At 37.1% G+C, this 21,640-nt stretch carries 21 protein-coding genes, 1 pseudogene and 1 riboswitch; of the genes and pseudogenes, 20 read left to right on the top strand and 2 right to left on the bottom strand.

Features of this window, described 5'->3' with window-relative positions; translation table 11 throughout:
• The first annotated feature begins 15 nt into the window (after window positions 1-15).
• The 18 genes from MKX78_RS11985 to MKX78_RS11900 all read left to right on the top strand — a co-directional run bounded on the left by MKX78_RS11985 (window position 16) and on the right by MKX78_RS11900 (window position 17,160).
• Window positions 16-1,218, top strand: coding sequence for an ABC transporter substrate-binding protein (locus MKX78_RS11985; protein ID WP_341051046.1), 1,203 nt, complete (start codon window positions 16-18; stop codon window positions 1,216-1,218).
• A 209-nt stretch (window positions 1,219-1,427) separates the two neighbouring features.
• Entirely contained in the window at window positions 1,428-2,297 is an 870-nt protein-coding gene (locus tag MKX78_RS11980; RefSeq protein ID WP_191811574.1) for a branched-chain amino acid ABC transporter permease, read from the top strand.
• Window positions 2,294-3,307, top strand: a complete 1,014-nt coding sequence (locus MKX78_RS11975) for a branched-chain amino acid ABC transporter permease (protein ID WP_341051043.1) — start codon at window positions 2,294-2,296, stop codon at window positions 3,305-3,307. Before MKX78_RS11980 ends, MKX78_RS11975 begins: the two co-directional genes overlap by 4 nt.
• Window positions 3,279-4,007, top strand: a complete 729-nt coding sequence (locus tag MKX78_RS11970) for an ABC transporter ATP-binding protein (protein WP_341051041.1) — start codon at window positions 3,279-3,281, stop codon at window positions 4,005-4,007. The genes MKX78_RS11975 and MKX78_RS11970 overlap by 29 nt, the downstream gene beginning before the upstream one ends.
• Complete coding sequence (locus tag MKX78_RS11965; RefSeq protein WP_307314796.1) at window positions 4,007-4,717, top strand: ABC transporter ATP-binding protein; 711 nt, start codon at window positions 4,007-4,009, stop codon at window positions 4,715-4,717. The genes MKX78_RS11970 and MKX78_RS11965 overlap by 1 nt, the downstream gene beginning before the upstream one ends.
• A 46-nt stretch (window positions 4,718-4,763) precedes the next feature.
• Entirely contained in the window at window positions 4,764-5,501 is a 738-nt protein-coding gene (locus tag MKX78_RS11960) for an IclR family transcriptional regulator (RefSeq protein ID WP_341051039.1), read from the top strand.
• 20 nt (window positions 5,502-5,521) lie between these two features.
• Window positions 5,522-6,850 (top strand): MmgE/PrpD family protein, encoded by a 1,329-nt coding sequence (locus MKX78_RS11955; protein WP_341051037.1) that lies wholly within the window; start codon window positions 5,522-5,524, stop codon window positions 6,848-6,850.
• Between the two features lie 36 nt (window positions 6,851-6,886).
• Window positions 6,887-8,098 carry a CaiB/BaiF CoA transferase family protein gene (locus tag MKX78_RS11950; protein WP_307313966.1) on the top strand — a complete coding sequence of 404 codons (1,212 nt, stop codon included), beginning with the start codon at window positions 6,887-6,889 and terminating at the stop codon, window positions 8,096-8,098.
• Window positions 8,099-8,110: 12 nt separating this feature from the next.
• Window positions 8,111-9,049 (top strand): hydroxymethylglutaryl-CoA lyase, encoded by a 939-nt coding sequence (locus tag MKX78_RS11945; protein ID WP_341051035.1) that lies wholly within the window; start codon window positions 8,111-8,113, stop codon window positions 9,047-9,049.
• A gap of 441 nt (window positions 9,050-9,490) precedes the next feature.
• A riboswitch (SAM riboswitch) is annotated at window positions 9,491-9,595 on the top strand.
• A 163-nt stretch (window positions 9,596-9,758) separates the two neighbouring features.
• Window positions 9,759-10,478, top strand: a complete 720-nt coding sequence (locus MKX78_RS11940) for a phosphoadenylyl-sulfate reductase (RefSeq protein ID WP_328199409.1) — start codon at window positions 9,759-9,761, stop codon at window positions 10,476-10,478.
• A gap of 14 nt (window positions 10,479-10,492) precedes the next feature.
• A complete protein-coding gene (gene sat, locus MKX78_RS11935; protein WP_341051033.1) occupies window positions 10,493-11,647 on the top strand; it encodes a sulfate adenylyltransferase in 1,155 nt (384 codons plus the stop codon).
• 6 nt (window positions 11,648-11,653) lie between these two features.
• A complete protein-coding gene (gene cysC, locus MKX78_RS11930; protein ID WP_341051031.1) occupies window positions 11,654-12,259 on the top strand; it encodes an adenylyl-sulfate kinase in 606 nt (201 codons plus the stop codon).
• A gap of 3 nt (window positions 12,260-12,262) precedes the next feature.
• The gene (locus MKX78_RS11925; protein ID WP_341051029.1) at window positions 12,263-13,894 is read left to right on the top strand and encodes a nitrite/sulfite reductase; all 1,632 of its coding nucleotides are present in this window, start codon (window positions 12,263-12,265) and stop codon (window positions 13,892-13,894) included.
• On the top strand, window positions 13,878-14,081 hold the full coding sequence (locus MKX78_RS11920) for a DUF3906 family protein (protein ID WP_095373296.1): 204 nt from the start codon (window positions 13,878-13,880) through the stop codon (window positions 14,079-14,081). Before MKX78_RS11925 ends, MKX78_RS11920 begins: the two co-directional genes overlap by 17 nt.
• A gap of 13 nt (window positions 14,082-14,094) precedes the next feature.
• A complete protein-coding gene (cobA, locus tag MKX78_RS11915) occupies window positions 14,095-14,871 on the top strand; it encodes a uroporphyrinogen-III C-methyltransferase (RefSeq protein ID WP_341051027.1) in 777 nt (258 codons plus the stop codon).
• Complete coding sequence (locus MKX78_RS11910) at window positions 14,868-15,581, top strand: sirohydrochlorin chelatase (RefSeq protein ID WP_341051026.1); 714 nt, start codon at window positions 14,868-14,870, stop codon at window positions 15,579-15,581. The genes cobA and MKX78_RS11910 overlap by 4 nt, the downstream gene beginning before the upstream one ends.
• Window positions 15,582-15,600: 19 nt before the next feature.
• Complete coding sequence (locus MKX78_RS11905; RefSeq protein ID WP_341051024.1) at window positions 15,601-16,233, top strand: NAD(P)-dependent oxidoreductase; 633 nt, start codon at window positions 15,601-15,603, stop codon at window positions 16,231-16,233.
• Window positions 16,234-16,278: 45 nt separating this feature from the next.
• Window positions 16,279-17,160, top strand: coding sequence for a sulfite exporter TauE/SafE family protein (locus MKX78_RS11900; RefSeq protein ID WP_341051022.1), 882 nt, complete (start codon window positions 16,279-16,281; stop codon window positions 17,158-17,160).
• 43 nt (window positions 17,161-17,203) lie between these two features.
• On the opposite strand, the gene MKX78_RS11895 is transcribed toward MKX78_RS11900, so the two are convergent.
• Window positions 17,204-17,491, bottom strand: coding sequence for a SoxR reducing system RseC family protein (locus MKX78_RS11895; RefSeq protein WP_095373301.1), 288 nt, complete (start codon window positions 17,489-17,491; stop codon window positions 17,204-17,206).
• A gap of 826 nt (window positions 17,492-18,317) precedes the next feature.
• Window positions 18,318-19,205 (bottom strand): LysR family transcriptional regulator, encoded by an 888-nt coding sequence (locus tag MKX78_RS11890; protein WP_095373302.1) that lies wholly within the window; start codon window positions 19,203-19,205, stop codon window positions 18,318-18,320.
• Window positions 19,206-19,330: 125 nt separating this feature from the next.
• On the opposite strand from MKX78_RS11890, the gene MKX78_RS11885 reads away from it, so the two are divergent.
• Both MKX78_RS11885 and MKX78_RS11880 read left to right on the top strand, forming a co-directional pair.
• Window positions 19,331-20,374: an aspartate-semialdehyde dehydrogenase gene (locus MKX78_RS11885; RefSeq protein WP_322909322.1), complete on the top strand. Its 1,044-nt coding sequence runs from the start codon at window positions 19,331-19,333 to the stop codon at window positions 20,372-20,374.
• Window positions 20,375-20,581: 207 nt separating this feature from the next.
• A pseudogene (locus MKX78_RS11880) lies at window positions 20,582-21,010 on the top strand (DMT family transporter); the annotation flags it as partial.
• Window positions 21,011-21,640 lie beyond the last annotated feature (630 nt).

The following is a 21,640-nucleotide window of genomic DNA, read 5'->3' as shown; positions in this document are numbered from 1 at the left end:
AAGTGGGGGATGGAATTGAAAAAAATCGTTTTTCTTATGCTGGCAACGCTGTTCATATTGACAGGTTGTACTGGAGAAGCACAATCAGACGATGAGAATATTGTTAAAATCGGCGCACTTCATCCATTAAGCGGCGCATTGGCTAATGAAGGTCAGGAAATGCGTGATGCAGCAAGACTTGCAGTTGAAGAAATTAATGAAGCAGGCGGAATCGAGTCTTTAGGCGGTGCAAAGGTCGAATTAATAGAAGCTGATCATGAAGGTGCACCAGAAAAAGGGATGTCTGAAATTCAAAGGTTAGATCGTGAAAAAGTAGTTGGTGTTATTGGCGCTTATTCAAGTGGTGTTACATTACCTGCAACCCAAGAAGCTGAAAGAGCAGGAATCCCATTCGTTGTCGATATTGCTACAGTCGAAGAAGTTACAAAGAGAGGCTTTAAATACACCTTCAGAGTTCAGCCGCCAGCATCGACTATGGCAGCGAACTTTTTAGACTATTTTAATGTGCTTAATGAAATGAGTGATTCCCCTCTAGAGACAGTTGTTCTTGTTCATGAGGACTCAGTTTTTGGGACAAGTATTGCTAGTTTGATAGAGAAAGGGGCAGCAGATCACGAAATTGAAGTTCTGGATAACATCCCTCACGCTGCAACAACAGCTGATTTATCATCGACAATCAATAAAATTAATCGGCTCAAGCCTGACGCAGTAATCGCAACAACTTATTTGCGTGACGGCACGCTACTGGTAAATGGATTAAAACAATCTAATTTTCAGCCTAAAGCAATAATCGGCGTTGCTAATGGGGCTTTTAGCAATACGGCATTTATTAATGATGAAACAGAAATCAATCAATATATTATGGATGTCAACTATTCTATCAATCCTCAAAGTAACCTGGCAATTGAAGTTTCAAAAAAGTATGAAGACCAATTTAATAAACATATGGGGCCGAATGCAGCTTATTCTTATACTGCCACGAAAGTCTTAATTGATGCAGTAGAGAGAGCTGGATCAACCGATCGGGCCAAAATTCAAAAGGCTTTATCCGAAACAAATTTAACAGAGCATATCCTTCCCCAGGATTCAATTATTTTTGATGAAAGTGGACAAAATGCAAATGCCCAGGCTGTTTTAAATCAAATTATTAACGGTGAAACTAAAGTTATTTACCCTGATGAATACAAGAATGCCGACGCTGTATTACCAGCAAAGTAATGAAAAGAGGGAACGAAGAGAGAGTACTATGTATAGACAATGTTAACATTTAGGGCCTTCAGTTGTACTTCTTGCCGCTTATATACTCTTACCTCATTTGGAAGCTTGCGTCATATATCGGAATCCACCCCAACTTTCAAAATTAGGATGATTGAGGGAACGAAATGGGTTCTCTTTTATAAAAAACACTAGGTATAGGAGGGAAGTTGATGCTCACTTTGATTTTACAGTCCTTGGTGGACGGTATTTTAATGGGAGGTATTTATGGACTGGTAGCTATAGGCCTCACCTTAATCTTTGGGGTAATGAAAATTATTAATTTTGCTCAAGGGGCATTATTAATGTTAGGTATGTATATTTCATACTGGTCGTTTAGCCTTCTTGGGCTAAATCCATACTTATCAATACCATTAAGCGCCATCTCCTTATTTTTCATTGGAGCGATCATTCAGAAGACAATCTTATCTAAAATGTTAAATGCGCCAGAGCATAATCAATTGCTAGTGACACTTGGAATTATGCTTGTTATCGAAAACCTTGCGTTAATATTATGGAGTCCTGATTTTCGCAGCGTAAAATTAGAAGGTTTTATTCAAACGTTTAATATAGGTGAAGTAGGCGTAAATGTCCCAAAATTAATTGCTTTTATTGCAGCGATTGTATTATCCATAGGCCTGTTTTTATTTCTTAAAAAAACGATGCTTGGGAAGGCGATACGCGCAACTTCAATCAATCGCAACGGTGCAATGCTATCAGGAATCAACACGAACCGCATAAACTATATTGCCTTTGGATTAGGCGCTTCACTTGCAGCAATCGCTGGTTCGCTCATTACTCCATTTTTCTATACTTCGCCTACAGTAGGTGCCACTTTTATATTAAAGGGATTTGTTGTAGTAGTTCTTGGCGGATTGGGCAACTTTATCGGTGCAATAATAGGTGGGCTCATTATTGGCATTTCTGAAGCGTTAGGAGGAGCTTTTTTACCTGGTAGTTTAAAAGAACTCATGACCTATATTATTTTTGTCATTGTCCTAATGGCAAAACCTAATGGTTTATTTGGAGGGAAAGCACGATGAGAAAATCTCCTATTCTAATCATCTTAGCATTACTTATCTTTACTTTCTTTCCACTTGTTGTAAAAGACCAGTACTACATGCACATTGCCATTCTCATTTTGTATTATGCATTGGTGAGCCAAGCATGGAATATATTAAGCGGTTACTCGGGCCAGTTTTCATTCGGGCATGCAGCTTTTTTTGGAACAGGTGCTTATACATCAAGTATATTATTCACGAAGCTTGGTGTATCGCCTTGGATTGGACTTTTTGCAGGGGCCATAATTGCAGCCTTAATTGGTCTATTTATTGGATATCTGTCGTTCAGATTCAAATTGAGAGGTGTGTTCTTTTCGCTCGGAACACTTGCATTTGCGGAAATTCTGCGAATCATTATTCAGAATTTTGACATTTTCAATAAAACACTTGGTGTACTTATTCCGTATAAACCCGATCCCCTTATGTTTCAATTTAGCTCACGCACCACTTATTATTACATCATTCTATTATTTGCTATCGCAGTCACTGTTTTAGTTTATTATATTAGTCGTTCTAAGTTGGGCTATAACTTGGTCGCCATCCGCGAAAATGAAGATGCTGCCCAATCACTAGGTGTAAATACGTATAAGAATAAAATGATTGCTATTGCAATCAGTGCAAGCCTAACAGCAATAGGAGGTACATTTTATGCACAATATATGCTCTTTATTGAGCCTGCGACGACTTTTTCTAATGATGTATCGATTAATATTTTGTTACCGGCTATCATTGGCGGGGCAGGAACGGTTTTAGGTCCTATTGTAGGTTCACTCATTATTATTCCAATTGGGGAGATTACAACCACTTTATTTGGAAACTTTGTCGGAGCGAATTTAATGGCTTACGGGGTCATTTTAATTCTTGTCATGCTGTACTTGCCTGAAGGAATTGTTGGGTGGTTCCAAAATAAATTTGGGAAGGAAAAAAATGAAAAGAAAAAGAAAGATAATAGCATAAATGGGGGTGAAGACGTTGGAACTTTTAAAAATTGAAGGATTGACAAAACGCTTTGCTGGCCTAGTAGCAGTAAACAATGTCAACTTAACGCTCAATAAAGGAGAAATTGTTGGGCTGGTTGGTCCGAATGGAGCAGGAAAGACAACTTTATTCCATTCTGTATGTGGATTTCACATACCGGAGGAAGGATCTGTTAAGTATAATGGTATAGAGATAATTGGAAATAAACCAGAGCATATATGTAAAGAAGGGATTGCCAGAACATTTCAGATTGTGCAGCCTTTTGGCAATCTGACAGTGTTAGAAAATGTCATTGTTGGCGCATTTAATCGAGAAAAAAGTTATAAAGAAGCAGAAAGATTGGCTTTGGAAAACTTAGATTTAATTGGTATTTCATCTCTTGCCTATTCCAGAATGAAAGACCTAACCTTTCCAAATCAAAAGAAAGTAGAAGTAGCCAGAGCTCTTGCTACAAGCCCTGAAGTTCTTTTTTTAGATGAAGTAATGTCAGGGCTTAATCCATCTGAGGTTAATGAATTCATTGAGCTTATTAAGAATATTAGAGACAGTGGAATTTCCATCTTCTTCATTGAACATCTTATGTCTGCGGTGATGGCACTATCTGATCGTCTAGCAGTTATGCATCTGGGAGAAAAAATAGCTGATGGAGACCCGCAGGAAGTAATGAAAATTCCAACTGTAGTAGAGGCGTATTTAGGAGAGGAAGTATCATGATGCTAAGAGTATCGAACCTGAATGCAGGTTATGGAAATTTACAGGTTTTAAGAAATATCACTTTTGAAGTGAACTCCGGTGAATTAGTCAGTATACTAGGAACGAACGGTGCAGGGAAAACTACTTTGTTGAGGACCTTATCTGGATTAATTTCTACTACCAATGGACAAATAGAGTTCAATGGAAAGCATATACAAAAAATGCAACCAGAAAATATTGTCAAGGAAGGATTAATACAGGTGCCAGAAGGCAGAATGTTATTTACTGAAATGACAATACGTGAAAACTTAGAGTTAGGTGCTTATTCTTCAGGGGCACGTAAAAATATGAAGAAAAATATCGAGTACTGCTTTAAGCTATTTCCGATTTTAAAGGAAAGGGAAAACCAGATGGCAGGAAGCTTCAGTGGAGGCCAGCAACAAATGCTTGCAATAGGTAGAGCACTGATGGCTCAACCTAAGATTCTATTATTAGATGAGCCTTCTACAGGGTTATCACCTTTATTAACAAAACAAGTATTTGACATTATTAAGGAAATTAAGCAACAGGGTGTCACTGTCCTATTAGTTGAACAGAATGCACATCAAGCATTATCCATGTCTGATAGGGGATATGTGATTGAAAATGGAGAGATAGTGATGTCAGGTACAGCAGAGTCTTTGCTGCAGGACAATAAACTTAGAGAATCTTATTTAGGTCTAGCCAATTAAGACCCTTGCACCGAATAGTTTTTTGATAGACTGGAGAGTTCACAAAATGAAAATAATTGAAAAAATGGCTAAAATACTATCTTTGTACTCTATGGATAGAACAAGCTTATCTATTAGTGAGGTACAAGAGGAGTTGGGATACCCTAAAAGCACCGTCTTTCGTATCCTCAACGCACTAGAAGAATTTGATTATATTGAAAGGAACAAAGATACGCATAGATACTCTTTAGGTGTTAATTTTTTTAGGCTGGGTAGCATTGTTCAAAGCCAATTGGATTTTAGGCATGTCGCCATACCGATAATGAAAAAAATGGTAGAAGAAACAAGCGAAACAGTAGAACTTAATATTAAGGACGACCTTAATCGAGTATGCGTAGAAAAGGTTGATAGTCCTCAGGATGTCCGAAACTTTGTAAGAATTGGAGAACGAAAGCCACTTCATTTAGGTGCTTCAGGTAAGGTATTGATTGCATTCGAGAAGGAAACCGACAGAGAAAAAACACTTGATAATCTAGCTATGCAAAACAGTCTTATCCCTATTCAAGCACTACGAGAAGAACTCAATCAAATCAACCAACGTGGTTTCTGTGTTACGAAAGGTGAAAGGGTTCCTGGGAGCTTTGCTATTGCTGCACCTATATTTGATCAAAACAAAGAGATGGTCGCAAGCTTAACGATTGCAGGTCCTATCCAGAGACTTACGCCAGAACATGAGGAGGAATTGATTGCAAAAATAAATGAGGGAGCTAGACAAATCAGCAACAACCTAGGTTATTTTGAATAAGAGAAGGAGGAGAAGGCCGATTGATCAAGAAAGCTTCAGCAATATATGATGCAGTTTGGTCAGACTTTAATGAAGAAACAATTGATTCAGCTAAATGGATCTTGTTAGATACATTAGGAGCTTTGATTGCTGGCATGCAGCAACAAGATACGCTCGAACTAGCTAAGCAATTTTCTGGAACGGGTAGCTATCAGCTGCTTGGTACTACCCTCCATGCAGATATGTATAGTACTGGACTTGTACATGGTACGGCATGTGTGGCTACAGAGATGGATGAAGGAAACCAATATAGTAAAGGCCACCCTGCGGCTCATGTGATTCCTGTTATTCTCACGATGCTTCAGAGAAGCAAAAATGTTTCTGGGCAAGAACTGATTAGTATGATTATTAGAGGCTATGAATACTGCTCAAGATTTGGTAGAGCGACTACTCTATTACCAGAAGCACATGCTCATGGTACATGGGGAGTAATGGGGGCTGCAGCAACTGCACTCATGATTGATGGAGCAGATGAAGCAACATTTCAAGAAGGTGTGAACCTAAGCGCTAGCTTCTCATTGCCAACCTTATGGACATCGGCATTAGAAGGTAAATTAATTAGAAATATTTACGCTGGCCATGCGATTGAAATGGGAATGAAGAGTGTGATACTTGCCCGTACCAATCATTTGGCGCCGAAAAATAATGTTTCAACTGTGTTTTCCACTATTCTCGGCAGTGGATTTAATTGGACTGATTTAGAGAGGGGTAAGAATGTGCCCTGGGATATTGAACTCAATTATTTTAAACCCTATGCTTTTTGTCGTTATGTGCATTCACCTATTGATGCCTTTAAGTCTATTCTTGACAAACAGCAACTTGGTCCAGATCAGATAGAAAAAATAAACGTATTTACCTATGCAAGAGCATCCTCTTTATTACATCAGGATTATGAAAATATACTGTCATCGAAGTTTAGCATACCTTTTGCTATTGCTGTACAGCTCTATCATCAAAAAGCGAATCAATCTGTTTTCATAGATCAGCTACACAAGGATAAAGAGATAAAAGAGTTCGCTAAAAAGGTGTTTGTTCAATATTCTGCTGAGCTCGAAAAGGACTATCCTCTTCAAATGCCCGCTCGAGTGGAAATTATAGATTCATATGGAAATATATATAGCGAACGTGTAGACATTGCAAAGGGCGGGCCGGGTAAAAAACTATCTGAAAGCGAATTGATAGAAAAATTTAAGACCTTGACATCTGCCGTCTACAGCAGCAATCAACAGGATAAAATAATTGATTTTATTACTCATTTAGAAACGGAAACAAATATTGAGAAACTATTTGTTTTGTTGGAGTTGAAATAAAAGTATATTTTTTAAACAGAAGAGAGGTTAAAAGTAATGAATAATAAACAGAAATATGGCCCTCTAACTGGTAAGAGAGTGTTAGATTTGTCTACAATGATTGCGGCACCTTTTGGCGCTACATTACTAGGGGATTTTGGAGCTGAGGTTATTAAAGTAGAGATTCCCGGTAAAGGGGATACATTAAGAGGCATGGGTCCTTTTCGTGAGGATGAACCATTAAGGTGGCCAGCTTTAGCAAGAAATAAAAAATCACTTACTTTAGATTTGCATAAAGAAGAAGGGAAAGAAATTTTAAGAAAGCTTGTTAGAGTGTCAGATGTAGTAATAGAAAACTTCAGACCAGGAACGTTGGAAAAATGGGGGGTTGGATACGAAAATTTAAAGAAAGAGAATCCGAACTTAATCATGACAAGGGTTACAGGGTATGGTCAGACAGGTCCAAATGCCAGCAAAGCAGGATTTGGTACACCAGCGACTGCCTATAGTGGATTTACTTATTTACATGGATACACGGATCGACCTCCCATTAGTCCGTCTTTTTCATTAACAGATTATGTGACGGGTATTTACGTTGCTTTTGCAACAGTTACAGGTCTATATCATCGTGATACAGCAGAACAAGGGGAAGGACAATATATTGATATCGGATTATATGAATCTATGTTTAGAATGATGGAATTTCTTATTGCGGAATATGATCAAAAGCAAATCGTGAAAGAGCGTACGCCAGGTTTGAGCGGACACTCCAGTCCGGCAGGAACATTTCAAACAAAAGATGGTCACTGGATGTCTCTTGTCACTAGCTCTGATCGTACATTTGAACGTTTAGCAGCTGCAATGGGCAGGGAAGATATGCTTGAAGATGAGCGATATCATAATAATGCCGCCCGCCTTAGCCGATTTGAGGAAACAAACGGAATTGTTGCCGATTGGGTGAAACAATTTAATAGAGAAGAATTGCAGAATCTGCTAGATGACTATGGGGTCCCAATTAGTCCAATATATAGTATTAAAGATATCTTCGAAGACACTCACTATAAAGAACGACAAAATATCATAGAGGTTGACCACCCTCGTCTAGGAAAAATAAAAATGCCTGGTATCATCCCTAAATTCTCTGAGACACCTGGGGCTGTTCGTAATGTAGGCCCAGATTTGGGAGAGAACAATGAGGAAATCCTTTCTGGCATTCTTAATTATAATCATGAAGAAATTGAGATTTTAAAAGAAAATAACGTAATCTAAGGAGGGAAAAACATGAATTTGAAAGAAGAGGTCATTATTTCTGAAGTTTGCCCCCGCGATGGCTTTCAAAGTCTGGCAGAAATCATTCCTACAGAAGAAAAGGTCGATTTGATTAATTCAATGATTAGCTGCGGTTTCAAGCAAATTGAGGTCACATCTTTTGTTCACCCAAAAGCGATTCCTCAGCTGTCGGACGCTGCTGAAGTACTGCAAAAAATAAAGCGCAAGCAAGGGGTAAAACTACGTGCGCTTGTCCCAAATTTACGAGGATTAGAAAGAGCGATTGAAGCAGAAGTAGATAAAGTAAAACTAATGCTTTCAGCAACAGATTCCCACAGTATCAGTAACGCTAATAGCAAAACGTTCGATGCAATGAAAGGTTTTGAACCTCTATTAAAACGCGCAACAGAAGCTTCTATGGGTGTATCAGGCAGCATTTCTGTCATATTTGGATGTCCTTACGAAGGGGATGTACCTTTGGTAAGAATTGAAGAGATTTGCAAAAGATATATAGATATGGGAATATACCAGTTATCGTTAGCTGATACAACAGGGATGGCGAATCCGGTAAAAGTGAAGCGCATTATTGGGCATCTCACTAGTAAATTCCCAGAATTATCCTTATCCTTACATTTGCATAATACGAGAGGTATGGCTTTTGCCAATGCCGTAGCAGGCTATGAAATGGGTGTTCGGGATTTTGATAGCTCGATTGCTGGACTAGGTGGCTGCCCTTATGCACCAAACGCCACTGGAAATATCTCCTCTGAAGACCTTATTCATGGTTTTGAAGAGATGGGTATTTCAACAGGTGTAGATTTGGATAAAGTCATTAAGCTAGGAAAAAAAATAGAGATTAAATATCCTGAATATTCTGATAGCTTTATTTTGAAGGCTGGTAAATGTTCTGACTTACACCTAGCTCCAAAAACCCAAGAAAAGTTGGGATAAAACTTCTATTCTTATTAATCCTCCTTTAAGAGAATGAAGATAGATTGAATTTTACTTTTAGCTAAGTGAGAAGTATTATGTCTTTAATTTTTCAAGGGCAGCTTTTGGAGGAAATCTTTTAGTTGTAAATGCAGTATATAATTCTCCTAATATGATTATTTTCGATTTTAATTTCAAAGAACAATTGAGACCATCAAAAGAGAAGCTCATACCATGTTTTTTACTATATCTTTAACTAATTATTAACGGCAGTTACATCCTTTATAAAACGTTATTTCTTTTATGAGGATATTTGAGAAGCGCTCTCAGAAGAAATTAACTTTTTCTTAACGTGTATGTATATTCATGAGTTTCAATTAAATAATTCTGACAAATCATAAAAATTAGATTTTTGTATTGACTTTTATTGATAGTATGTTAGGATTTATCTTATCCAATATTTTCTTATCCAGAGAGGTGGAGGGACTGGCCCGATGAAACCCGGCAACCTGCTTAATGCAAGGTGCTAATTCCAGCAAAATGTTGATTCATTTTGAAAGATAAGGTGTCATGAATCGTTATCTCACACCTTTTCTTATTGAAAAGGTGTTTTTTGTATAAGAGGTGATTCTTAAAAAATAATAGTCATTCGCTGATTAGACAACTAAAGGCGGACATTTTCCTTCAATGGGGAAATGCCGTCTTTTTTTATCGGAAAAGGAGGGATGAAATGCAACAGGCGATTACTTATGAGAACTGGCAGGATATTTCTGCAAGCTTTACTACCGATGATCACTCGAAAGGCGCTTTGTCTGTTCTAGAGTGGGCCTATCACACGTACAACGAGGATGAAATTGTGTATGCTTCTAGTTTTGGTGCCGAAGCCATCGTCCTTATCGACTTAATTACGCAAATCAAAAGAGAGGCTAAGTTGGTTTTTCTTGATACGGATTTACACTTTCCTGAAACTTATCAAGTGATTGAAGATATAAAAAAACGTTTTCCAGCGCTTCAAGTTGAAATGAAAAAACCTCATTTAACATTAGATGAACAAGCCGCTCGTTACGAGTCGGCATTGTGGAAAAAAGATCCGAATCAATGCTGTCAAATACGTAAAATACTACCTTTACAAGAAGCAATGGTGGGAAAAAAAGCGTGGATTTCAGGTCTTAGGCGCGAACAGTCACCCACAAGAAAGTATACTAATTTTGTGAACAAGGATGAGAAATTCACAAACATCAAAATTTGTCCACTTATTCATTGGCGGACGAAAGATGTCTGGGATTATATCAAAGAAAAACAATTACCCTATAATGCTTTACATGATGTGAACTATCCGAGTATTGGGTGTTTTCCTTGCACGCAACCAACAAATGAAGACGCTGATTCCCGCGCGGGTCGTTGGCAAGGCTTAACGAAAACAGAATGCGGCTTGCATACTAATTCATAAAAAGGAGTAAACAAATGAGCTTACCTAGTCCACATGGAGGAACATTAATTCAAAAATATGAACCACAATTCGATCTAGCTAAAGTGACAAAAACAATCGCAATCGACCGAATTGCATTAAGTGATTTAGAGTTGATTGCTATTGGCCTATTTAGCCCACTAACCGGTTTCTTAGGCAAAGAAGATTATGAATCTGTCGTGAAAAAAATGAGATTAAGTGATGGCACGGTTTGGTCACTTCCCATTACATTACCTGTTGATCTATCGGTTGCAGAACAACTCGATAAAGGGGAACAATATCGCTTGGATTTCGAGAATACAACTTATGGAGTCATCACAGTGTCGGAATGGTTTAGACCAGATTTAGAGATAGAGGCACATCATGTTTATCAAACTAACGACCATGCGCATCCAGGTGTGAAACGACTTTTTGAAAGAGGCAATCATTACGTAGCTGGTGAGATCACCCTTATAAGAAAACCTGAGAAAAAAGACTTTACAGATGTTTGGTTAGAGCCAAAAGACACTAGGGCTTTGTTTGTAGAAAAAGGTTGGCAATCGATTGTTGGCTTTCAAACACGTAACCCGATTCATCGTGCCCATGAGTATATTCAAAAGGCCGCCCTTGAGACTGTCGATGGCTTATTTGTGAACCCTTTAGTCGGTGAAACGAAAGCAGATGATATCCCGGCAACTATTCGTTTAGAAAGTTATCGCATTCTTTTAAAAGAATATTTCCCTCGTGAACGTGTTCACCTCGGTGTATACCCAGCAGCAATGAGATATGCTGGGCCGAGGGAAGCCATCTTTCACGCTATTGCTAGAAAAAACTTTGGGTGTACACATTTTATTGTTGGGCGAGACCATGCTGGTGTTGGCAATTATTATGGTACATACGATGCCCAAGAAATTTTCCACGACTTTACGAAAGAAGAGCTGGGTATTACACCGTTGTTCTTTGAACATAGTTTCTATTGTCACCGTTGCGAGGGAATGGCTTCAGATAAAACTTGTCCTCATGAAATGGAAGATCGTGTAATTTTATCTGGTACAAAAGTACGAGAGCTATTAAGTAAGGGTGAACAGCCACCTTCCACATTTAGTCGTAAAGAAGTGATTGATGTATTGATTAACGGATTAAAGTCAGATGCAACGGTTACGAGAGGGTGAATGAATATGACGAATCGTAACCTTACTTGGCATGATGCCGTGATTACAAAAGACGAGCGCCGTAGTAAACAGCAACATAGCAGTTGCACATTATGGTTTACAGGATTATCAGGTTCTGGTAAATCAACTTTAGCGAATGCCTTATCAGCCAAACTATTTGAGAAGGGCATAAAGGAATATGTGCTTGATGGAGATAATATCAGACATGGTCTAAATGCAGACTTAGGCTTTACTGAAAAAGATCGTACAGAAAATATCCGCCGTATTGGGGAAGTAGCTAAACTGTTTGTTGATAGTGGAACAATTGTTGTTACGGCATTCATCTCACCATTTTCTGCAGACCGTGATTGTGTACGTGAACAGTTTGCTTCCAATGAATTTTTTGAAATATTTATTGACTGCCCGTTAGCAGAATGTGAGAAAAGAGACCCGAAGAAATTATACGAGAAAGCGCGAAGAGGTGAAATAAAAAACTTCACCGGAATCGATTCACCTTATGAGCCTCCTAAACATCCGGATTTAACTATTAGGTCCGACCGGTTATCAATTGAGGAAGCAATAACTGAAATACTATCGTTTTTGCAACAACAACAAATCATTAAGGAGTTGTAGGCAATGGCTTATTCAAAGCATTGGTCAAATAATGAAAAACTAAACAAAAGCGAAATAGCTAAACTCGAAAAAGATGGACTGAAAATTTATGAAGACATTCCACATTATGCAAAGAATGGCTTCTCGTCTATTCATAAAGACCAATGGGATCTTTTCAAATGGGCAGGCTTGTATTTGCAAAAGCCTAAAGAAGCAGGTTATTTTATGATGCGCGTAAATGTACCTTCAGGAATTTTAACGAAGGAACAAGCGAATATTCTTGCTGGTATTGCCAAAGATTATGGTCGCGGGATTTTCGACATTACGACGCGACAAGCGATTCAATTTCATTGGTTAACAATTGAGGAAATCCCTGATATTTTTACAAGACTAGAAAGTGTTGGCCTTTCCAGTGCTGGTGCATGTGGGGATATAACGAGGAATATAGTCGGAAATCCGATTGCAGGCATCGACCCTGACGAATTATTTGATACGAGAGATATTGTCAAAGAAGTGTATGAGTATTTTCAATTTAATGAGGAATTTTCGAATTTACCAAGAAAATATAAGATGTCTATCAGTACAAACTTACACAACGCCGCTAATGCAGAAATTAACTGTGTCTCTTTTACACCGGCTGAAAAAAACATTGATGGTGAAGTAAAACAAGGCTTTCATTTAAAAGTAGGGGGAGGCCTATCTGCTAAGCCTTTTCTGGCAGAAACCGTTGATATATTTGTAGAAAAAGAGCAAGTGTTGCAGATTGCTATTGCCGTAACGACAATATTTAGAGATTACGGTTATCGAGATAAACGTCATCGTGCTAGATTAAAGTTTTTAATTGCTGACTGGGGTGTAGAGAAATTTAAAGAAAAACTTGAAGAATATACAGGGGAATTGCCTTCTAAAGGAGTTGAACCCGTGAAGAAATGGAATGCAGGGTATTTCTATGGCGTCCATGATCAGAAACAATCAGGGCTTAAGTTCATCGGTTTTAATGTACCTGTCGGCCGTTTAACAGCTGATGAAGTATTTGAACTTGTTCGAATCTCTGATCAATATGGTCAAGGTGAAATTAGAACATGTAATTCACAGAACTTGATTATTCCACATATCCCAGAAGAACATGTAGAATCGCTACTAGCCGAGCCCATTTTTAATAGAATTACAGTGAATCCGAATTCTTTCATCGGACATTCCGTTTCTTGCACAGGTATCCAATTTTGTAACTTAGCCTTAGTTGAGACAAAGGAAAGAATGCGCCAAATTGCAGAAGAACTCGATCGTCGCTTAACTGTTGATGTTCCGGTACGCATGCATATGATCGGTTGTCCGAATTCCTGCGGTCAACGGCAAATAGCCGATATCGGTTTACAAGGTGTGATGGTACGAAACAAGAATAAGGAAATGGAAGAAGCTTATGAAGTGTATGTTGGAGGAACGTTAGAATCTGGCGGAGAGTTTAACAAAAAGTTAAAAGGAAAAGTACCAGCCAACTTCCTCACAGATACACTTGAACATCTACTACATTTTTTTAATAAAGAAAAAATGGCAGGTGAGAACTTTTATACTTTTGTACAAAGAAATGGCACACAATCTTTGCAAGATCAACTAAATATTGTATTGGAGAATCATAAAGATGGCCTTTCTATATAGGTTTGAATTGTCATTGGTAAATAAGGAAATTCCAGCAGTCATTGTAGCTGATTCTGATGATGAAGCATTTACCCAATTAGATATTGAACTAGAAAAATATTATTTAAAATTGCCAGAAATAGACGAGGTCACGTTAAGAGAAAAGAAACGAATAACGAAAAAAATCGGTTTTATATTAGATGAATAATGGAGGCGGATAAATGAAGGGTTATGTTTACCTTGTTGGTGCAGGCTGTGGTGATCCTGAATTACTTACATTAAAAGCAATAAAAAAAATTCAGCAAGCGGATGTAATTTTATATGACCGACTAGTCAATCAGGAAATTTTATCATTTGCGAGAGAAGAGGCACAATTGATTTATTGTGGGAAGCTTCCTCATTATCATACGATGAAACAAGAAACGATCAACAATTTCCTCGTGAAATATGCAAAAAAAGGATTAGCAGTTGTTCGCCTAAAAGGTGGGGACCCCTTCGTGTTTGGTCGTGGAGGAGAAGAGGCCCTTGAATGTGTGAAACATCGTGTTCCATTTGAAGTGATTCCTGGGATTACTGCTGGCATTGGCGCTGCGAGCTATGCCGGCATTCCTGTCACCCATCGGCAAATCAGTCAAAGCTTTGCATTTATTACCGGTCATCAAGCGGGTGACTCAGTTGCTGACCAAAAATGGCATCACTTAGCACATGGGGTTGATACACTTTGTATATATATGGGTGTTTCACAATTGCCTGTCATTGTCGATCATCTTATTAAAAGCGGAAAAAATAGTGATACCCCAATTGCTATTGTGGAGTGGGGAACAACATTAAAACAACGGACGATAACTGGAAATTTAAAATCGATTGTAAAGTTGGCGGAAGAAGAAGCAATCATCAATCCAAGTATGATTATTATTGGGGAGGTCGTTAAACTACGAGACGAACTGAACTGGTATATTGAAAATGGCTCAGCCCTTCAGAAGGTACATAGCGAATGAAAGCCATCCTTTATATTGCTCACGGCACAAGGTCAAAAAAAGGGATACGGGAAGTAGAAGGTTTTTTGCAGACCATCATGAAAGAAGTAAATGTCCCTATACAAGAATGGTCCTATTTAGAAATATGTGCCCCAACGATTGAGCAAGGAATAGAAGCTTGTGTTCATCAAGGAGCACGGGAAATTGATGTCATTCCGTTACTTTTATTAAAAGGAGGACATTACAAGAAGGATATTCCTGGCCTTCTACTATTATTGAAGAAGCGCTTTCCAGCTATTAAAATCAATTTGCATCCACCTTTTGGCGTCCAGAGCTATATTTTAGACGGAATAACTGATTTAATAAACGAAAAATATTCTCCCATTACCGAAAAAGATCATTTACTTGTAGTAGGACGTGGAAGTAGCGATATGAACATTTATAAGGATTTCCACTTAATTACAACTGGGTTAAAGGAAAGGTTAGCTGTGAATAACGTAACCTCCTGCTTTCTTGCTGCAGCCACTCCTCGACTTGAAGAGGGCTACCATTTATCACAGAATCGTACAAATAATAGAGTAATTATTATCCCTTACTTATTATTTTCAGGGTTATTACTAGATGAATTGCAGCAATTCACCGAACAAAAAAGAGCTTTAGGAGATCAAACTTTCATCATTGAACCGTTAAGTCGCATCTCCAACATACAACTTCGATTGATGCAATATTAAATAAAGGGGGCCCAGAAGATTGCAACCACTCGTTATTGATTTAAGTAATAAGGCAATTGTCATTGCGGGAGGTGGGAAGATTGCCGCACGCAAAGCGAAAGTTTTATTAGAACAAGGAGCCAATATTACTTTTATCGCACCTGCATTTTCAAATGAAGTCTTGAAATTAGCGCAACAAAATCATTTTCAATGCATAGAAAGAGAGATCGAATTGGCTGATTTCGAGGATGCGTTTCTTTGTATTCTCGCCACCAATAATCGAGCGATTAATAACCATTTTGGCGAAATATTAACCCAGCAAAAGTTAGTTTGTGTAGTAGATGAATTAACGGATGGCAATACAATCTTCCCCGCTACTGTAACGAGAGGGCATCTGCAAGTAGCGGTTACTTCAAATGGCAGTAGTCCAAAGTTAACAAGAGCATTAAAACAACAATTAAGTAAACAATTTGATGAAAGTTGGACGGAGTATACAGCGTTTCTTGCCGAATATAGGCAGTTGGTTAAAAAATTGCCTATAAGTAAGATTGAAAAAAATGACTATTTACAAGAGGTACTAGCAGATGAATTCCGTGTAAATAATAAACAACAAAGAGAGAGCTTAGAAGCATTACATATAGCTGCTGTTCGGTCAACCGAAGGCAAAATCTAGAAAATAGATTTTGTCTTTTTTTATTTAACGAAAGAGGTGTTACCCATGAAAAATTTATTGCTTTTTATTTTTATTGGTTTATTCGCACAGTTAATTGATGGTGCTCTTGGAATGGCATACGGAGTGACTTCTACATCTCTTTTACTTGCTTTTGGCATTGTACCTGCCGTTGCTTCCGCATCGGTACATCTTGCTGAAGTTGTCACTACTGCCGCTTCAGGTATCTCACATATTAAATTTGGCAATGTAGATAAACAAACAGTATTTAAGTTAATCATCCCTGGTTCCATTGGTGCGTTCTTAGGTGCCACATTTTTAAGTAATATCCCAGGTGATTTAGCTAAGCCATATATTGCCCTTTTCCTTTTACTATTAGGTGTTTTTATCTTTATACGATTTTTATTTAAATATAAGGAAAGTAGCCACAAGTCATCGATCAATCTCAGTAAAAAGCAATCGATTCCTTTAGGTTTTATAGCCGGATTTGCTGATGCCACAGGTGGTGGCGGTTGGGGTCCAGTTACAACACCAGTATTGCTTTCAAAAAAAGGGGTAAGCCCAAGGAAAGTTGTTGGGACTGTTGACACAAGTGAATTTGCGATTGCCCTTTCTGCATCCATTGGTTTTCTTATTTCTTTAGGATGGAACGAGGTAAATTGGCTTTGGGTGGGAGCACTCATGGTAGGGGGTGTGATTGCAGCACCTATCGCTGCTTGGCTTGTACAGAAATTAAATCCACAATTAATGGGGGTGCTTGTTGGAGGATTCATCATTCTCATTAACATTCAAACAATTGTACAAACATGGATTAGTAATGAAGAGATTCATCCCATTTTGTATAGTGCTGTCGCAATCATATGGGTAACAGCAATTATCTTTACAATCATTCGAATCTACCATAAAAAAATGCTACATTTAAACTCTTAAAACACCAGTAAGGCTGGGATGAAATGATCCCAGCCTAGTTTCTTTACTCTTTCTCTTCAATTACCATCGTCAAGCCACCAAACTTTCCAGCTAACCAATTATAAATAACGGTCATGAGTGCAAGTATGCCAAAATAAATGGCCGCATACAATACAGATAATAAAAGCATAAATAAAATGCCAGTAAAGGCGATGACACCATCTTCGGTAAACAATAATAAGGAAGAAAATAATCCGAAAATAATCATTCCAATAATGGGGATAAATAATAAGTACAATGTGCTTTTTACAACACTACCAACAGAAAATCTTTTTATCTCTATCGTCTTCATGTAAATTCTCCTTTCTTATGACATATCCACTTTATGTAAGCGGCAAACCTTTTAGACTATAATACTATAAAAATGGACTAAATACTTTAGAGGATATATTTTATTCAGTTTGACCCTTTTTTTACAATAAGTGTAAATTGTAAACTGATATTAAAGATATTACTACAACACATGTTGAAAAAAGCAAGTATAATTCCTTTGTTTATGGAAAACTACGATGCATAATTATACTTTTAAAAGGATATTATTACAAAATTATCGGGGCTATCATCTAATAAAATTTATTATTATACAAAATTTACACCTAATCCGGTAATTTATCCTTATTTGCTTCACTGTAATAATTTTTTGTATACATGACAATCTGAAGGAGGATTAGTTTACATAATAATTTTATAGTAACTAATATTGATCAAGATACAATAATTTTCAAAGTAGATGAATGATACTGTTATTATTAATAGTGGAGTTGCTCCGATCGAAGTGTTTAAATCATTAGAGATAAAAAATATTTATAGTGATTATAGATGAGAGTAATTTTACATACTCTGAAGTAGATTGGGCTAATTATTATCATATTACTGATTTTTTTGAGTACGAGTTCATTATATTTTAGAGGACATTGGTCTCATCCAAATCAAGGGGGCCTGGTAGCAATACGCGGAAAACATACGCTAAGCAAATTTGATATTAAAAAAGTCGATTTTGGTTATTTAATTTAACGATTTTAAAGAGCCCTACTACATTTTATACATAGTAAGGCTCTTTAAAAATCGTTACTAAATGTTTGAATAAATAATAGTATTTAATCATACATTAAATTGCTCTACTTTTCTAATATACTAAGAAAAGATTGTAGTACTGGAGAGATCCATCTGGATTTATGATAAATCACATTACTTTTAATAAGTTGTGAAGCTTCAATTGGCTTAAAGATTAATTCGTTATTGTTACAATTTTCTTTCACAACAATATAAGGAAGAATAGCAAGGCCCAACCCACACAAAACTGATTGTTTAATAACTTCAATACTTGAACTTTCAAATGTTCTGTCAGGCATCTGTCCACTCATACGTATGTAATTATCCACCATGGATCTGTACCCACAATTTCTCTCTGTATAGATAAACTGATAATCCTTTAATATCTTTAATGGATTTTCACATGAAGCTAAGTCAGCCGGTAAAACCCAACCTAAGGTCTCATCAAACAAAGGAGTCGTAATGAGCTCATCGTACTCCATTGATTGTCCAATCAAAAAAATGATATCTGTTTCTCCATCTCTCAGCTTCTTAATTGCTTGTTCATTTGTTCCCGTCTCAAGAACAATATTCACTTTAGGATTTATCTGTTTATATTTTTGTAGGATATTTGGTAATCGATAAACAGCTAAAGATTCATTCGCAGTAATCGTAAGCGTACCTTCAGGATGGTTGCTATCTTTTGGGATTTCTTGTGCTTTTTCGTAAATCGCAAGTAACTCTAACGCATAAGGATGAAAATGATGCCCTGATTTTGTTAAAAGTACTTTTTTCCCTAACCGATCGAAAAGTGGAGATTGTAAGTCGTTCTCCAAAGCTTTAATATGCGTTGTTACAGTGGATTGTGCATAATCTAATTCACGCGCTGCTTTTGAGAATCCACCATATTTAACAACAGCACAGAAAGTCTTAACATGTCTCATTTCCATAGCTAAACCTCTTTTTAGTATCATAATTTATGAATGATTATATCATATATTTCAATTTATCAAATAATAACTCTTCCATTATAGTAAAAGTAGGAATAAAAAAATGGACCTATTCCACTTCTTAAAATTAATTAACGGAGGAGAATAATATGAGAAAAAAGAGCTATCATATCGCTGTTGTGGGTGCTACTGGTGCAGTTGGCCAGAAAATTATTAACTTACTGGAGCAAATAACTGAATTTAATATAAACGAAATCACTCTTCTTTCATCGAAGCGATCTGCTGGTAAGAAAATTTCTTTTAAAGGTCAAGAAATCATCATTAAGGAAGCGGATGAAGCAAGCTTTAAGGATGTTGATATTGCATTTTTTAGTGCTGGCGGAGAAGTTTCCAGACAATTAGTAAGATTCGCGGTCGAAAGTGGCGCAGTGGTGATTGATAATACTAGCGAATATCGTATGTCAAGTGAAGTCCCACTTGTTGTTCCAGAAGTGAATGCACATACTCTTATTAGACATAAGGGGATTATTGCAGTACCCAATTGTTCTGCTTTACAAATGGTGACAGCACTTCAGCCAATTAGAAGATTATTTGGTTTAGAAAGAATTATTGTCTCTACATATCAAGCTGTATCAGGAACTGGAATACATGCCATCAATGAGTTAAAAGATCAATCAATGAGTTTACTCGCGGGTGAAGAGGCTACCGCTTCTATAATGCCTGCAAAAAAAGATAAGAAACATTATCCAATTGCTTATAATGTAATCCCGCAAGTAGATGTATTTACTGAAAATGATTACACCTTTGAAGAGGTAAAGATAATTCAAGAAACCAAGAAGATATTCGAAGATTCTAACCTAAAAATGGCTGCCACTTGTGTCAGAGTGCCAGTTGTAACAGGACACTCTGAATCTGTTTATATTGAATTAGAACGAGTAGCAACTGTTGATGAAATGAGAGAAGTATTATCTTCGGCACCGGGCGTTGTTTTGCAGGATTCTCCAAGTAATCAACTATATCCAATGCCTATTTACGCGGTCGGAAAAACAGAAACGTTTGTTGGAAGAGTTCGAAAAGACCCTGACAATCCATATGGTTTCCACCTCTGGATTGTATCAGATAATTTATTAAAAGGGGCTGCTTGGAATTCAGTCCAGATTGTATTGACAATGGTCGAAAAAGATATCATTTGATCTCAACCTACTTGAAATGGAACAATAACAATAATAGCAACACCAGAATCTGTTTAATTGTAAATGTTATAAAAAGATTGAGGAAAATACCCTCATAAAGACTTCATCATTTTTTCAATAATCAACAGAACAGGAAGCGTAAACAAAAATCCTCAACCAATTTTCTATTGGAAGAGGATTTTTTATTAACACTTTACTAATTCACGAATGATTCTCTTAGCATCCTTTTCAGAAAGTTTATACTTCGTTTTTCAAAAGCGGTATTTAATAAAGTATGGATTTCTTGCTTTTACTACATATACGATTTGGCAGGTACATTTTTTATGATTTTCTATCTCCCGGGACTGGGTCAGGAAATAATAAGATCCTCCCTATAGCATTTTGTACTTAGGTCTCTTTCCTACGGTTATTCCTTATCTTGCATTAGTTTATGTAACATCTCGGGTAGGAGCTTCAGAGGCGACAAGCTCCCTTTACTTAACACCAGCTCTTACATTTGTGATCGCTTGGGTTTGGCTTGGAGAGGTACCGACTACCGTTTCTGTTATAGGATGAATCTTAACGCTATTTGGGGTTTTGTTCATTCATATAAAGAGAGATAAATTACCGAAAAGAGAAAATGAAATATACAAATAGAAGATTATTTTATTATTGAGTTCAGTCCGGAAAGTCATCTTTTTCTGTAGAAAATATTTTGTAATCTAGTTTTCTATATTTTATTGCAAATAATTCACATTAACTCTGTTAATAAATCTATGTTTCCTTAATACCATTGCATCAAGTTATGGTACAATTATTTTTGGGAATAATTAGAAATGATGGTTCTCTATGAAAATAGTTAGCTTGTCTATCAACTGGTCTTCAGAAGTTGGACTTGCAATAGAGCTTTAAAAAGTCATGGTTGTGAAGAAATCTTAACTGACAAATGAGTGGATTAAAAGAGTAAAGAAAAGGATTTGAGGAATCTCTCCGGAACGAAACCTTATTCAAGAACATTCAGCAAGCTGAAGGATAGCAGCGAAGGTTAGAGGTAGATGAGGCTGAAAATCAGTAAAATTAGAAAGGAAGAAATAGTAATGCAGAAAACAAATTTGGCAAACGGCCTCCCTATAAAGGATGTTGCTTAAATGGGGGGATTTCTTCGTAGAACTATCTATTGTTATTTAGATAAGGAAGCAGGCTAAAAAAGGAAATGAAAAGTGAAACATAAAGACATCCCTGTATCGACATTAATGCCAAGCAATTTTGTAAGATAGTAAAAGAATG

Origin of the sequence: Cytobacillus sp. FSL R5-0569, assembly GCF_038007265.1 — a bacterium.
Classification (GTDB): domain Bacteria; phylum Bacillota; class Bacilli; order Bacillales; family Cytobacillaceae; genus Cytobacillus; species Cytobacillus kochii.
The sequence above is the reverse complement of the archived record's forward strand: the minus strand, read 5'-3'. Positions and strand labels throughout refer to the sequence as shown.